Source organism: Streptomyces chartreusis (assembly GCF_008704715.1).
GTDB lineage: Bacteria > Actinomycetota > Actinomycetes > Streptomycetales > Streptomycetaceae > Streptomyces > Streptomyces chartreusis.
This window is the reverse complement of record NZ_CP023689.1, coordinates 5,888,957-5,903,089: the sequence shown is the minus strand read 5'-3', so window position 1 is coordinate 5,903,089 and position 14,133 is coordinate 5,888,957. Positions and strand designations below refer to the sequence as shown.

General features: G+C 72.0%; 12 protein-coding genes. 3 read left to right on the top strand and 9 right to left on the bottom strand.

Annotated features, from left to right (window positions below):
* Positions 1-47: 47 nt before the first annotated feature.
* Positions 48-1,544, top strand: a complete 1,497-nt coding sequence (locus CP983_RS25945) for an oligopeptide:H+ symporter (RefSeq protein ID WP_150502133.1) — start codon at positions 48-50, stop codon at positions 1,542-1,544.
* Positions 1,545-1,654: 110 nt separating this feature from the next.
* Here CP983_RS25945 and CP983_RS25940 read toward each other — a convergent pair whose 3' ends face one another.
* The 6 genes from CP983_RS25940 to CP983_RS25915 all read right to left on the bottom strand — a co-directional run bounded on the left by CP983_RS25940 (position 1,655) and on the right by CP983_RS25915 (position 7,191).
* A complete protein-coding gene (locus tag CP983_RS25940; RefSeq protein ID WP_373309823.1) occupies positions 1,655-3,037 on the bottom strand; it encodes a hypothetical protein in 1,383 nt (460 codons plus the stop codon).
* Positions 3,034-4,059 carry a hypothetical protein gene (locus tag CP983_RS25935; RefSeq protein ID WP_373309834.1) on the bottom strand — a complete coding sequence of 342 codons (1,026 nt, stop codon included), beginning with the start codon at positions 4,057-4,059 and terminating at the stop codon, positions 3,034-3,036. The genes CP983_RS25940 and CP983_RS25935 overlap by 4 nt, the downstream gene beginning before the upstream one ends.
* Positions 4,060-4,115: 56 nt before the next feature.
* Positions 4,116-4,973, bottom strand: coding sequence for a COG1470 family protein (locus CP983_RS25930; RefSeq protein WP_150502131.1), 858 nt, complete (start codon positions 4,971-4,973; stop codon positions 4,116-4,118).
* Positions 4,974-5,004: 31 nt separating this feature from the next.
* Positions 5,005-5,691 carry an LPXTG cell wall anchor domain-containing protein gene (locus CP983_RS25925; protein ID WP_150502130.1) on the bottom strand — a complete coding sequence of 229 codons (687 nt, stop codon included), beginning with the start codon at positions 5,689-5,691 and terminating at the stop codon, positions 5,005-5,007.
* A 287-nt stretch (positions 5,692-5,978) separates the two neighbouring features.
* Positions 5,979-6,569 (bottom strand): ATP-binding protein, encoded by a 591-nt coding sequence (locus CP983_RS25920; protein ID WP_150502128.1) that lies wholly within the window; start codon positions 6,567-6,569, stop codon positions 5,979-5,981.
* 235 nt (positions 6,570-6,804) lie between these two features.
* The gene (locus tag CP983_RS25915) at positions 6,805-7,191 is read right to left on the bottom strand and encodes an STAS domain-containing protein (protein ID WP_107905769.1); all 387 of its coding nucleotides are present in this window, start codon (positions 7,189-7,191) and stop codon (positions 6,805-6,807) included.
* Between the two features lie 238 nt (positions 7,192-7,429).
* On the opposite strand from CP983_RS25915, the gene CP983_RS25910 reads away from it, so the two are divergent.
* Together CP983_RS25910 and CP983_RS25905 are read left to right on the top strand one after the other, a co-directional pair.
* Positions 7,430-8,380 carry an RNA polymerase sigma factor SigF gene (locus CP983_RS25910; protein ID WP_163016926.1) on the top strand — a complete coding sequence of 317 codons (951 nt, stop codon included), beginning with the start codon at positions 7,430-7,432 and terminating at the stop codon, positions 8,378-8,380.
* Between the two features lie 279 nt (positions 8,381-8,659).
* A complete protein-coding gene (locus tag CP983_RS25905; RefSeq protein WP_150502126.1) occupies positions 8,660-10,261 on the top strand; it encodes an RICIN domain-containing protein in 1,602 nt (533 codons plus the stop codon).
* Between the two features lie 27 nt (positions 10,262-10,288).
* Here the strand turns inward: CP983_RS25905 and hutI are convergent, their stop codons facing one another.
* Genes hutI through CP983_RS25890 form a run of 3 tightly spaced genes read right to left on the bottom strand, consistent with a single transcriptional unit; the run spans position 10,289 to position 14,129 of the window.
* Positions 10,289-11,572 (bottom strand): imidazolonepropionase, encoded by a 1,284-nt coding sequence (gene hutI, locus CP983_RS25900; protein WP_150502124.1) that lies wholly within the window; start codon positions 11,570-11,572, stop codon positions 10,289-10,291.
* Positions 11,569-12,930: a formimidoylglutamate deiminase gene (locus CP983_RS25895; protein WP_150502122.1), complete on the bottom strand. Its 1,362-nt coding sequence runs from the start codon at positions 12,928-12,930 to the stop codon at positions 11,569-11,571. The genes hutI and CP983_RS25895 overlap by 4 nt, the downstream gene beginning before the upstream one ends.
* Positions 12,927-14,129, bottom strand: a complete 1,203-nt coding sequence (locus tag CP983_RS25890) for an allantoate amidohydrolase (protein ID WP_150506876.1) — start codon at positions 14,127-14,129, stop codon at positions 12,927-12,929. Before CP983_RS25890 ends, CP983_RS25895 begins: the two co-directional genes overlap by 4 nt.
* Positions 14,130-14,133: the final 4 nt, after the last annotated feature.

The following is a 14,133-nucleotide window of genomic DNA, read 5'->3' as shown; positions in this document are numbered from 1 at the left end:
CGTGAACGTTCTACGTCGGTGCGCGTCCCGACCAGCAAGGATCGACCATGGCGTCCAGCCTGACGAAGGACTCGGCCCGCCCGGGCACCCCCGGCTCCGAGAAGACCTTCTTCGGCCACCCCCGCGGACTGGCCACTCTCTTCATGACCGAGATGTGGGAGCGTTTCTCCTACTACGGCATGAGGGCACTGCTCCCGCTGTACCTGGTCGCTCCGGGCGGCCTGAACCTCAACGCGGCGACGGCGACCGCGATCTACTCGGTCTACGTGTCGATGGTGTACCTGCTCGCCATGCCCGGCGGATGGTTCGGCGACCGGGTCTGGGGCCCGCGCAAGACCGTCGCCGTGGCCGGTGGCGTCATCATGCTCGGCCACCTCACGCTGGCCCTGCCGTCCTCCGGCACGTTCTACGCCGGCCTCGGCCTGGTCGCGATCGGTTCGGGTCTGCTGAAGGCCAACATCTCCACGATGGTCGGCCACCTCTACGACGGCCCGTCCGACCCGCGCCGCGACGGTGGCTTCACGGTCTTCTACATGGGCATCAACCTCGGTGCCTTCGCCGCGCCGCTGATCATCGGCACCATCGGTGAGAACGTCAACTGGCACCTGGGCTTCGCGCTCGCCGCGCTCGGCATGGCGCTGGGCCTGGCCCAGTTCCTGATCGGCTCGCGCCACCTGGCCGAGCGCTCCAGCGTGGTCCCCACCCCGCTGTCCGACCAGGAGAAGTCCTCCACCCTGCGCAAGGCGGCGATCTGGGCCGGTATCGCGGTCGTCTTCTACGCGATCGTCGGCTTCTCCGGCAACTACACGCTGAACTGGGTCCTGGTCCCGCTGACCCTGCTCGGCGTGATCATCCCGACGATGGTCCTGGTCCGCATCAAGCGCGACAAGGACCTGGACCGCGGCGAGCAGTCGAAGATGTCCGCGTACATCTGGTTCTTCGTGGCCGCGGCCGTGTTCTGGATGATCTACGACCAGGGCGGCTCGACCCTGTCGATCTTCGCCGACGGCTCCGCCGAGAACAGCGTCTTCGGCTGGGAGTTCCCGGTCTCCTGGTACCAGTCGGTCAACCCGGTCCTGATCATGGCGCTGGCCCCGGTCTTCGCCTGGTTCTGGCTGGCGCTGAACCGGCGCGGCAAGGAGCCGAGCACGATCGTGAAGTTCGGCTCGGGTCTGGTCCTGGTCGGCGCGTCGTTCTTCCTCTTCCTGGCCCCGCTGTCGATCGCCGAGGGCGGTCACAGGGCGGCCGCGATGTGGCTGGTGGCGATCTACTTCGTCCAGACCGTCGGTGAGCTGCTGCTGTCCCCGGTGGGTCTGTCGGTGACGACGAAGATGGCGCCCGCGAAGTACGCCTCGCAGATGATGGGCGTCTGGTTCCTGGCCGTCACCGCCGGTGACGCCACGACCGGTCTGCTCTCCATCGCCGGTGTCGACCTGAACAAGACCAACATCGTGGCCCTGGAGGCGACGCTCGCCGTCCTCGCCGGTGTGGCGGTGTGGATGTACCGCAAGAAGGTCAAGGAGCTCATGGGCGACGTGCGCTAACGCCGCGCGGCTTGAGCCGAACGGGGCCGTTGCACCTGGGTGGGTGCGACGGCCCCGTCGGTTTTGCTGGAAGTGCGCGGTTCCCCGCGCCCCTGAGAAACAGGCGTCGGTCAGCGCGTCCTGCGCCGTGGCATGAACGTGAACACCGCTCCCCCGAGCAGCAGTGCCGTCCCCGCCACCAGGCCCAGCGCCTTCAGAGCGGCGTGGTCCTCCGCGCCCGTCGCCGCCAGGCCGCCGTTCGTCGACGAGCCGCCCGCGGAGCCTCCCGCCGAACCGCCGGCCGAACCGCCGCCGGACGCCCCGCTCGCCTGCTCGGTCGTGTCCAGGGTGAGGGAGACCTCCGACTTCGCGGGCGTGCAGGTCGTCGTCGTGCCCAGGGCCTCGATCGTCAGGACGCCCGGCGACAACGTCGATTCGCCGCTCGCGCCCGGCTTGTACGTCCCCGTGAGGTCGGGGATCTCGATCGGCTCGCCCGACTTGATGTCCTCGGAGTTGGTGGGGCCCTCGACATGGACCGTGCCCTTGTCGGCGCCGCCCAGGGCGACCTCCATCGACGGCTTGACCGAGTCCTTGGGGATGTCGGCGGGGCTGTCCATCACCGACTTCTTGAACTTGACCGTGAGGTCGAAGTTCTCGCCGCTCTTCTTGGCATTGATCTGCACCGGCGAGGTGGCGTTCTTGTCGCCGATGGGCGTCTTGCACTCGTAGGGGACCTGGACCTCCTTGCCGGTGAAGTCGGTCTGGCCGCCACCGCCCCCGGTGCCGCCGCCGGTGCTCGTGCCGCCGTCGTCGCCGCCCGTCTCGCTCTCACTGGGCGTCGGGCTGGAGGACCCGGTGGGCAGGCCGGTCGGCACGCTCGTCGGCAGCGTCGGGATCACCGTCGGCAGACCTCCCGTCGTACCGCCCGAGTTCCCGCCCTCGTCCGTCACCTTGATCGTCGCCGCCTGCTTCACCGCCTCCTTGGGCGCGCACTTGGTGTCCGTGGAGATCGGCTTGTTGACGTTGATGTTGTACGCGTCCGGCGTCAGCTTCACCTCGCCCGGTGCCGTCAGCTTCAGCTTGCCCTTCATGTCGGACAGCTTCATGTCGGTGTTCTTGGGGATCGGCGGGTTCTCCCGCGGACCCTGCATGGCGATGTCCCCGGTCTGTGCGCCGGCCGCCTTCAGGGTGCCCGTCGGCTGGACCGTGTTCGCCTCCAGGTCCAGGATGTTCGGGTTCTTGGAGGCCGCCTGGACGAACTTCCAGACGATCTCCACCTCGTCACCGACCTTCGCCTCGGCGGGCGCGGTGATCTCCACCTTCGTCGTGCCCTGCACCGGCGGCAGCCCGGAGATGGCGGGCGGGATGCACTCGGTCGCGTACGCCACCTCCGCCGCCTGGGCGGTCCCGGCGCTCACGCCGAGCAGGACGCCCGCGCCGCCGAGCATCAGCGCGACGCCGGCCGCACTCGCTCTCCTGGGCCGGGCCGGTACGGCTCTCCTTGGCTTGCTCACGGGGGTCCCTTCCTGGTCGGAGTCGTCGGACTCGTCGGGCTTTCGTCGTGCGGTGCGGAGAGCCGGCCGGCCGTGCCCGGATCGCTGTCCGGGGTGAACCACGGCAGGGCCGAAGAGGGTGGAGCCGCGTGCCTCGCCTCTTCCCGGGGCCTGAGCCCCGGCAGGCGAAACGCGACCTCGGGCAGGCGCAGGCCCCGGCGGCGGGCAGACTGCCGCGGCCGTATCCGGTCCACCACCGCCATCCCGACGCGGAACAGCGCCGCCGGTACGACCAGACAGACCAGGATCCAGAACAGCGTCACGCCCCAGGGCCGCCCCACGCCCCAGGGCTGCTCGGCCATCACCTTGCCGCCGTACTTCAGGGAGACGGCGTAGTCGCCGTGCGCCCCGGCGGCGAGCTCGACCGGCAGCTCGATGCGTGCCTTGCGGCCCGGCTGGATCGTGCCGCGCCACTGCTGTTCCTCCCACTGCGGGGCGAACACGCCGTGGGAGGTGCCGACCTGGAAGACCGGGTTCCTGACGGCGGAGGTGCCGACGTTGCCGACCGTGAAGACGAACGTGCGGGCCGGGGGTGCGCCGAACCAGGTGAGCAGGCCGCTCGATCCGTCCAGCCGGGTGTCCGTGAGCACCGAAAGACGGCCGCCCGCCGGCTCCGCGGGCAGCGGCTCGACCGCGTGCCCGGCGACCTGGAAGATCGCGTCGGCCTCGGCCTTGGGTCCGGTCGCCGTCGCCACGTGCACCACGCACGGGCACGGCACGGGCGGCTCCGCCACCGGCAGCTTCCGGCTGAAGCGCCCTTCGCCGTCCGTGGTCACGGCCCGGCCGTCCGCGTTGGCGCAGGAGTTGGTGCCCCCGGTCACGCCGGTCGACGGCACGGACTGCCCGCAGATCAGGAGCATCAGCAGCGCGCGCGGCCGCCAGCCGCTGCCGGTCACGGTGACCGAACCGCCCGTCCCCGCCTGCGTCCTGGACAGCTTCACGACGGGCGGGTCGTCGGCCGCCGACGCGCTCACGGCCGCCATCGGCGGCAACAGCAGCGCCAGTACCGTCACCAGCGCCGGAATCCGCACCCTGCCCCTCACGTCCCCGCTCCCGTCAACTCCGCCTGCTGCAAAGGCCGTTCGACCTCGGTCGCCCCGCCGTCGTACGGGCCCCGGTGCCTTCGACGTCGTACGGCGACGAGGGCGCCCGCCGCCGCGAGCGCCCCCGCGGCCCCCGCCACCGCGCCCCACGGCACGAACCGCACCGACACCTGCGCGGTGTCGGCGGCTCCGCCCGCCGCCGTGACCGTGAGCCGCACGTCGACCGCGTCGAGCGCGGGCCGGTCGGGCCAGGGCTCGGTGAGCCGGGTGCGGCTGCCCGGGGGCAGGTCGACCGGCAGGGTGCGCGGGGCGCGGTCCAGGAGGCGGCCGAGGACACCGTCGGCGCGCACTGCGAGACTCGGCGTGAGGGGGGTCGTACCCCTGTTGACCAGCACATATGTGATGCTGTCGGCCCTGACTGCCACCTGTTCGACGGTCAGCGCGGTCAGCTCCGGGCCGGTGACTCGCAGCCGCAGGGCGACACGCTGGGCGCGGCCGTCGGCGTCCCGGGCGACGATCTCGCCGGAGCGGTCACCGGGGGCCGTGCCCGTCGGGACGGTCACCGTGAACGGGACCTCGGCGCGGGTGCGGGCCGGGATCCGCACCCGGCTCTCGGCGAAGGCGATCGGCACGCCGTCGCCGGTCAGCCCTACGGTGACCGGCTCGGCGCCGCGGTTCGTCACGGACACCGTGTCCTGCTGGACCGACCCGGGCTCGCCCTCGGTGTAGAAGGACGGGCGCCCGCCCCCGGAGGGCGCGACGAGCCAGGCCTCGGCGGCGGTCGCCGTGGGGGCCACCGCCAGCAGGGACAGAAGCAGCAGGGGCAGGGACAGGACACGGGCGGCTGACGACATCGGCGGCTCCAGCGCTCTCATACGGAGGCGTTCAGCGGCGTACGGTCTGCCCCCGCCTCGTCAGCCACAGCGCACCCGCCGCACCCGCGAGCAGGACCGTGCCGCCCAGGGTGCCGAGGGCGATGGCCGAGTCCTCGGGGCCGGTCTGCGGAAGTTCGGAACCGGAGCCGGAACCGCTCTGGGCCCCGCTGTCGCCGCCGCCACCGGATGCCGCAGTCACGTCGAGGCTCAGCGAGGGACCCGGGCTGTTGGACGGCGTGCACGTGGTGGTCGTGCCGAGGGCCTTGATGGTGAGGATGCCCGCGGTGAAGGTGACCTTGCCGGTCTTCTTCGGGGAGTACGTACCCGTCAAGTCGTTGATCTTGATGGGGGTGTTGGCGGGGATGGCCTCCTGGTTGGCCGGGCCCGTCACGTTCATGGTGCCGCTGTCGGCGCCGCCCAGCTTGATGGTGGCGCTCGGGTTCATCGCGCCCTTGCCCAGTTCGACCGGGCTGGACGAGACGCCCTTCTGCCACGACATGGTGATCTTGTAGCCGCTGCCGCTCTTGACGCCCTTGATGTCGATGGGCGAGACGGCGCTCTTGTCGCCGATCGGCGTCTTGCAGGCGTAGTTGACGTCGACGACCTCGGCCCTGGCCGCGGGGGCGGCCATCAGCACCGCCGATCCGGCCAGGGCCGCGGCGGTCGCGAGCGCGGCGGTTCGCTTCTGCTTCGACACGGTCCCCTCATTTCCTGACGGCACATCAGATCGGCCGTCAAGGTACGCCCGGGGACTTGAGGAAGGAAGACACGGTGCACACCGGAGTTGTGGCGATCCGGCGTGCACCGAGTGGAAGGGGTGACCGCCGGGCGGCAGTGGCGGAGACCGACGGAGTGGGGCATGCCCGGTACACGTTCCGGCTCCGCTTGCCGCCCACTGCCGACTCTCCGTCAGCGCGTGCAGAGAAGCTGGAGCAGCACGTCAGCGGCACGGAACCGATCTCTCGGTACGGCCGTACGGGCGCCCTACGCCGGTGCGCCCAGTTCCGCCCACACCGTCTTGCCCGTGACGCCGGGCGTCCGGACGACGCCCCAGTCCAGGCACAGCCGCTGCACGATGAACATGCCGTGACCGCCCGGGCGCCCCGAGCGGTGCGGGGTGCGCGGGGCCGGCTGGCCGGTGCCCTTGTCGGAGACCTCGATGCGGATCACCTTGTTGTCGCAGGCGATCCACATCTCGTCGGGCCCCTCGGCGTGCAGGCAGGCGTTGGTGACCAGCTCGGAGACGACGAGCAGGACGTCCTCGGCGGCGGCCCGCTGGTCGGCGGTGGCCGCGGGAAGCCAGTTCCACGCGTACAGCGCCTGCCGGGCGAAGTCACGGGCGAGCGGGACGACCCCGCTCTGGTCCGCGAAGTCCAGCCTGCGGACCTGACGCCCCGCGGACGCCTGGGACTCCTCGGGCCTCAGGGGCGACGCAGCGCCCCCGTCGGGCGCTCCCGCCGCCGGCGCGCCCCGCTCGGCGGCCCCCGTCCCTGGCACGCCCCCCTCGGACGCTCCGGAAGCGCCGCTGGGCTCAGGGCCGCGGTCGCCCGGCGAGAAAGGCCGGGTGGTGCTCATCAGCGCTTCACCTCACCGATTCACCAGTTCAACATTCACACGATTCACAAGTCAGTACGCAGAGTCAGTACACCGGTACACGTCCTTGCCTGATACGTCGGTCACAGTCCCCACCCCCGGTGGCCGACATCACAGCCGACACGTTCAGGATGTCTCCTGCCCTACCGGGCGAAGGGAACACCCCTGTATTCGGGCCGAATGATGTGACGTCTGATGCAGTGCCGGACGCCCGGGGTCAGCCGGCGCCGTCCGGCCCGTCGGCGAGGGCGTCCTCCAGCGAGTCGTGGACCGTGAAGACCGCCTCGGCCCCCGTGATCTCGAACACGCGGGCGACCACGGGCAGCATGCCCGCGAGATGCACCCCGCCACCGGCGGCCTCCGCCTTCAGGCGCGCCCCCAGCAGCACGTTCAGCCCCGTGGAGTCACAGAACTCGAGCCGCGAGCAGTCGACGACCAGCCGGCTGAAGCCCTTGCCGAGGCAGTCCTCGAGTGGCTCACGCAACAAATCGGCGGTGTGGTGATCGAGCTCACCCGCCGGGGTCACGACGGCACTGGAGCCCTCTTCCCGCACCTCGACCAGAAGTCGGCCAGACTGTGCGCTGCCGACCGTCCCGCGGTCCATGCCGTGTCTCACTCCCGACGTCGTGGCTGCTGACTGACGCTCTCGAACACTACGCCTTCCCTACGTCACCTACACACCCGAACATCCACACAGAATCGGACATTTCGGACCAGAGCGCACTTGCGGTGGGCTCAGGAAAGCGGGTAGGGCTAGTAGAGACACGTAACCGACTCGGCCGGCTTGGAGGCGCCGCACACCGCAGTGCACGACAGGCTTCGGCAGCCATATGCCGAGAACGATGGAGGACATCATGTCACCCCGGCTCGACGCATCGCATACCCAGAGCGCGACGTCGGCATCCCAACCGGAGCATCCGGATTCCGGCGAGCAGCACGGCGAATCGGTCGCCGTCGTCCGCGAGGGCGACTTCGACCAGGACGACGCTCTCGCGGGCCTTCCGGAGATCCCCCCGTACGACGAGGTGGGCCCGGTGGACGCGCGGGCCCTGTCCAAGACTCTCTTCGAGCGGCTGGAGTCGCTGGAGGAAGGGACACACGAGTACTCGTACGTCCGCAACACCCTCGTCGAACTCAACCTCGCTCTGGTCAAGTTCGCCGCCTCCCGCTTCCGCTCGCGCAGCGAGCCGATGGAGGACATCATCCAGGTCGGCACCATCGGCCTGATCAAGGCGATCGACCGGTTCGAGCTGAGCCGTGGCGTGGAGTTCCCCACCTTCGCGATGCCGACGATCATCGGCGAGATCAAGCGCTTCTTCCGCGACACGTCGTGGTCGGTGCGGGTGCCGCGCCGCCTTCAGGAGCTCCGGCTCGACCTGGCCAAGGCCGGTGACGAGCTGGCGCAGAAGCTCGACCGCGCCCCGACGGTGGCGGAACTGGCCGAGCGCCTGGGTCTGACCAACGACGAGGTCGTCGAGGGCATGGCGGCCTCGAACGCCTACACCGCCTCCTCGCTGGACGCCCAGCCCGAGGAGGACGACGCCGAGGGCGCGCTGGCCGACCGGATCGGCTACGAGGACCACGGCATCGAGGGCATCGAGTACGTCGAGTCCCTCAAGCCCCTCATCGCCGAACTGCCGCCCCGGGACCGGAAGATCCTTTCCCTGCGGTTCGTCGCGGGCATGACGCAGTCGGAGATCGGCGAGGAACTCGGCATCTCCCAGATGCATGTGTCGCGACTGCTGTCGCGGACCCTGATCAGGCTCAGAAAGGGACTGACGCTCGAGGAATGACCGGTCCACCGGTGACCGGTCGAGGAGCGCCGCCTCCCGCACGCCGACCCGCACTGTGCCCGGTGCCCTGCCGAACCTGTCGGCGGGGCACCGGGCACAGTGCGTTGGGGTCTTTCACCGAACGCATCGGGCACGGTGCGTTCGGATCTTTCACCGAGAGCTCACGGGTTACCCACAGAAACCCTTTCCCCACGGCCCCGCTTCCTCCACTATGAGCCGTCATACCCGCCGGTAGGTCAGGACTCCGAGCGGGTCGCAAGGCTGCGAGGAGGCGGCGCAATGGCTCGGGCCGACGACGACAGGGACCGTGGCCGCCAGGAACATGGCCACGGGGTCCACGCGGGCGCGTCCGACGCACGGCTCACCGAACTGCTGCGCGCCGAGACGGCCACCGCGTATCCGGCGCTCCAGGAGCTGCGCACCCGCCATCACGCGCACGTCCTCGCCTACGCCCGGCTGTGCACCCCGAACGACTCCATGGCGCGGCAGCTGGCGGCCCAGGCGTTCACCCTGGCGGCCCGTCAGACGGCGCGCGGCATCGACCCCGGTGTCCCCTGGCGGCATCAACTCCTGCTGCTGACCGCGCGGCTGGCCGGCACCTGGGCGATGGACGAGCGGGCGGCCGGCCTGGACGCGGGGCTGCTGCTCGTCCTGAACACCGCCGGTCCCGCCGGCCCTGTCCCGCCCATGCTGACGGCGTTCCAGTCCCTGCCGCCGCGCACCCAGGGCCTGATCTGGTACGGCGTCGTGGAGCGGGAGCCGGTGGAGCGGACCGCCTCCCTCCTCGGCCTGACCCGCGAGGACGTCACGTACGGCACGGACCCGGCGCTCCAGCTGCTGGCCCGCGCCTGTCTGCGCGCCCGCCTCGCCGCCTCCGACGACCCGGACTGCGTCGACTTCGGGCGGCTCATCGAGGAGTCCGTACGGCCCGACAGCCCCCGCGACAGCGCAGATCTGCACGCCCACATGACGCATTGCCCGCACTGCACGACGGCGTACGAGGAGCTGTCGGCGCTGCGGGACTCCCCGCGCACGGCGCTGGCGGAGGGACTCCTGCCGTGGGGCGGCACGGGGTATGCGGCGGACGGCGCGGGCGAGTCGGCCCGGACGCGGGCCGGGGTTCTCACCGCGCGGGGCGCCCGCGCGGGCCGGAGTGCGACGGACGGCGGCGGGCCGGCGGACCGCCGCCGGGTGGTGCTGGTGTCGGCGGCGCTGGGCGTGGCGCTGCTGCCGCTGGTGGCGTTCCTGGTGGCGCAGGGCGGATCGACCGCGCAGGACCCGGTGGGTGCGGCGAGCACTGCGGTGCGCGTGCCGCCGGTCGCGGTGACCGTGACGGCGACGGTCTCGGCGACGCCGACGACGTCGTCGCCCTCCCCGTCACCGTCGCGGACCTCCAAGTCCCCGTCGCCGACGAGGAGTCCGTCCCCGACGAAGACGGCCCGCCCGAAGCCCACGCCGCCGCCCACTCGTCCGCCGGGCGGCACGTACGCCCAGGTGGTGAACGTCGCCTCGGGGCTCTGCCTGGACGTGGGCGGCGCGTTCTTCGACGGCACCGACGTGATCACCGCGCCCTGCTCGTCGTCCAGCACCCAGCGCTGGCGGGTCGACGCGGACCGCGGTGTGCTCCAGTCGGCCGCCGATCCCGACTTCTGCCTGGACAGCCGGGGTTCCACGGACCGGGGCGTCGGCATCTGGTCGTGCGACTCGGTGGACGGCCGTAACGGGCGGAACCTGATGTTCGTGGTGGACGGCGCCGGGCTGATCCGCCCCGCCATCGCGTTCGGGACGGCCGTGACACCGGACGGCGGCGCCGGGGACGCGCTGTCCCTGGAGCCGGCGAGCGGGAGCAGCGCGCAGCGGTGGCGGGCAGGGGCGTCCTGACCGGGACGGCCCGGCGCCCTCGCGGCCTCAGACCTCGCGCACGCCGCTCCGCCACACCCCGCTGACCAGCGGCACGCCCGGCCGGTAGGCCAGGTGGACGTGGCTCGGGGCGTCGAGCAGGAGCAGGTCGGCGCGGGCGCCCGGGGTGAGGCGGCCGATGTCGTCGCGGCGCAGGGCTGCGGCCCCGCCCGCCGTGGCGGACCACATCGCCTCGTCCGGGGTCATCCCCATGTCCCGTACCGCGAGGGCGATGCAGAACGGCACGGACGAGGTGAACGACGAGCCCGGGTTGCAGTCGGTGGACAGGGCGACGGTGACACCCGCGTCCAGCAGGCGGCGGGCGTCCGGCCACTCGGCGCGGGTGGAGAACTCGGCGCCGGGCAGCAGGGTGGCGACGGTACGGCCGCTCGCCAGGGCGTCGACGTCGGCGTCCGTGAGGTGGGTGCAGTGGTCGGCGCTGGCGGCGTCCAGCTCCACGGCCAGCTGCACGCCGGGGCCGTAGGTGAGCTGGTTGGCGTGGACACGCGGGTGCAGGCCCTTCGCCTTGCCCGCGGTGAGGATCGCGCGGGCCTGGTCGCCGTCGAAGGCGCCCTTCTCGCAGAACACGTCGACCCAACGGGCGTACGGGGCACAGGCGTCGAGCATCTCGCCGGTGACGAGGGCGACGTAGGCCGCCGGGTCCTCGGCGTAGTCCGGCGAGACGATGTGGGCGCCGAGATAGGTGACCTCGTCGGTGTGGGCGGCGGCGATGCGCAGGGCGCGGGCCTCGTCCTCGACGGTCAGGCCGTAGCCGGACTTGGTCTCGAAGGTGGTGGTGCCCTGGCGCAGGGCCTCGTGGAGGTAGCGGGTGAGGTTGGCTTCCAGTTCCGCGTCGCTGGCCGCCCGGGTCGCCGCGACCGTGGTGCGGATGCCGCCCGCGCTGTACGCCCGCCCCGACATCCGGGCGTTGAACTCCCGCGTGCGGTCGCCCGCGAAGACGAGGTGCGAGTGGGAGTCCACGAAGCCGGGTACGACGGCCCGGCCACCTGCGTCGATCCGATTGTCAGTGGCGGGTGCTTTGCTTTGATCACCGGTCCACACGACGCGGTCGCCCTCGATGGCGATCGCGGCGTCCTGGACCAGTCCGAGGGGGGAGTTGTCACCGAGGGAGGGGTCGTTGGTGACCAGGGCGGCGATGTTGGTGATGAGCGTGCTTGCGGTGCTCGCGGAGTGGGCGGGGCTGACGGTCGTCGCGTTGCTCATGGCGTCCTCGGTTGCCTGGTCGGCGGTGTGGGGTTCGGGGGCGGTGACGGACGGTCGGCCCGGGGTCATCCGCGCAGGGCTGCGACGGCGTCCGCGAGGGCCTTCGGCACATCCGGTACGAGGGTGTGGGCCCCGTCCCGCACGACGTGCCGACCTGCCACGACCGTATGCGACACGTCTGCTGCCGACGCGGCGAATACGGCCGTCTCGGCCCCGAGCCGCGGAAGCGGCCCTGCCGTCCTGACCGAGTCGAGCGCGATCGTCGTGAAGTCGGCGAGCGCGCCGGCCTCCAGGGTGCCCGCCTCGTCCCAGCCGAGGGCCGCGTGCCCGTCGGCCGAGGCCGCCCGCAGCAGGGCCGCCGCCGTCCAGTGACCGCGGGTGCGGGTGCGCAGGCGCTCGTTGAGCTCCATCGCGCGTGCCTCTTCGAGCAGGTCGATCACCGCGTGGCTGTCGGAGCCCAGGGACAGTGGTGAGCCCTCGTTCTGGAGGGCGACGGCCGGACCGATGCCGTCCGCGAGGTCCCGCTCGGTGGTCGGGCACATGCAGGTGCCGGTGCCGCTGCCGCCGATGAGGGAGATGTCCTCGGCGGTGAGGTGGGTGTTGTGGACGCCGGTGGTGCGCGGCCCGAGGACGCCGTGCAGGGCGAGGAGCTGGGTCGGGGTGCAGCCGTGGACCTCCAGGCACGCCTCGTTCTCGGCGGTCTGCTCGGACAGGTGCACATGGAGCGGCGCCCGCCGCTCCTCGGCCCACCGCGCCACAGTCTGAAGCTGGTCGGCGGGCACGGCCCGTACCGAGTGGACGGCGGCCCCGATCCGTGCGTGATCCCGTTCCTTGAGAAGTGCAGAGCGTGCGGCCCAGGCCTCGGCGTCCCCGTCGGAGAAGCGGAGCTGGTGGCCGGTGGGCGGCTGCCCGAAGCCGGAGGAGAGGTAGGCGGTGTCGAGGAGGGTGATGCGGACACCGGCGTCGGCGGCGGCCGCGATGAGGGCCTCGCCCATCGCGTTGGGGTCGGCGTAGGGGGTGCCGCCGGGCGCGTGGTGGACGTAGTGGAACTCGCCGACCGAGGTGACGCCGGCCAGCGCCATCTCGGCGTACACCGCGCGGGCCAGCGCGTGGTAGGTCTCCGGGGTCAGCCGGTCGGCGACGGAGTACATGACCTCGCGCCAGGTCCAGAAGGTGCCCGAGCCGACCTGGACGGTGCCGCGCAGGGCGCGGTGGAAGGCGTGGCTGTGCGCGTTCGCCAGTCCGGGGAGGGTGAGGCCGCGCAGGATCTCCGCGCCGGGGGGCGGGGTGGGGACGTCCGTGCGGACGGCGGTGATGCGACCGTCGCGGCCCGCGGCGGAGCCGCTTGTGGACACAGTGAGGGCGACGCCCGGCTCGACGTGGGTGTCGAGCCAGGCGTGCTCCAGCCAGTAGGTCTTGGTCGTCACCTGGAGGCCAGCCCTTCCAGTACGTCGGCGAGTGCGAGGACCCCGGCCACGCAGTCGTCCTCGGCGGCGAACTCCGCCGGGGAGTGCGAGACGCCCGTGGGGTTGCGTACGAACAGCATGGCGGTCGGGATGCGCCCGGAGAGGATCCCGGCGTCGTGTCCGGCCCCGGTGCCCAGGACGGGCACGGTGAGGTCGGTGTCCTTGCCCAGGATGCGGCCCAGTTCGTCACGCAGGGCGTGGTCGAACTCGACGACGGGCGTGAACGACTCCCGGACGACGTCGAGCTCGATGCCGTGCGCGTCCGCGTAGCCGCGGGCCGCCTTCTCGATGCCGCCGACGACGGTGTCCAGGCTCGTCTGGTCCTCGGCCCGGGAGTCGAGCCAGCCGCGCACCAGGGAGGGGATGGCGTTGACGCCGTTCGGTTCGACGGCGATCTTGCCGAAGGTGGCGACGGCACCGGCGAGTTCGGCCTCGCGGCGGGCGGCGAGCACGGTCTCGGCGTACGTCAGCATCGGGTCGCGCCGGTCCACGAGGCGGGTGGTGCCCGCGTGGTTGGCCTCGCCCCGGAAGTCGAACCGCCACCGGCCGTGCGGCCAGATCGCGCTGGCGATGCCGACCCGGTCGCCGGACAGGTCCAGCGCCCGGCCCTGCTCGACGTGCAGCTCGACGAAGGCACCGATGCGGTCGAGCCGCTCCGGGTCGGCCCCGATGGTGTCGGGGTCGTAGCCGGCGGCCTCCATGGCCCGCGGCAGGCTCACTCCGTCGCCGTCGGTCAGCTTGTGGGCGTTGTCCACGGTGAGCTGTCCGGCGGTGAGCCGGGATCCGACGCAGGCGAGCCCGAAGCGGGCGCCCTCCTCGTCGCCGAAGTTGACGATGGCCAGCGGCCTGGCGAGCTCCGCGCCCCGGCCGCGCAGTTCGTCGAGCGCGGCGAAGGAGGACACCACGCCGAGGGGCCCGTCGAAGGCGCCGCCGTCCGGCACGGAGTCGAGGTGCGAGCCGGTGACGACGGCGTCCCCGGCGGCGGGGTCACCGAGCCAGGCCCACTGGTTGCCGTTCCGGTCGACCTCGTAGGTGAGCCCGCGTGCCTCGGCCTGGTCCTTGAACCAGGCCCGGCAGTCGAGGTCGGCGCCGGTCCAGGCGAAGCGGCGGTAGCCGCCGGAGGCGGAACTGCGGCCGATCTGCAGCAGCTCCGCCCACATGTTG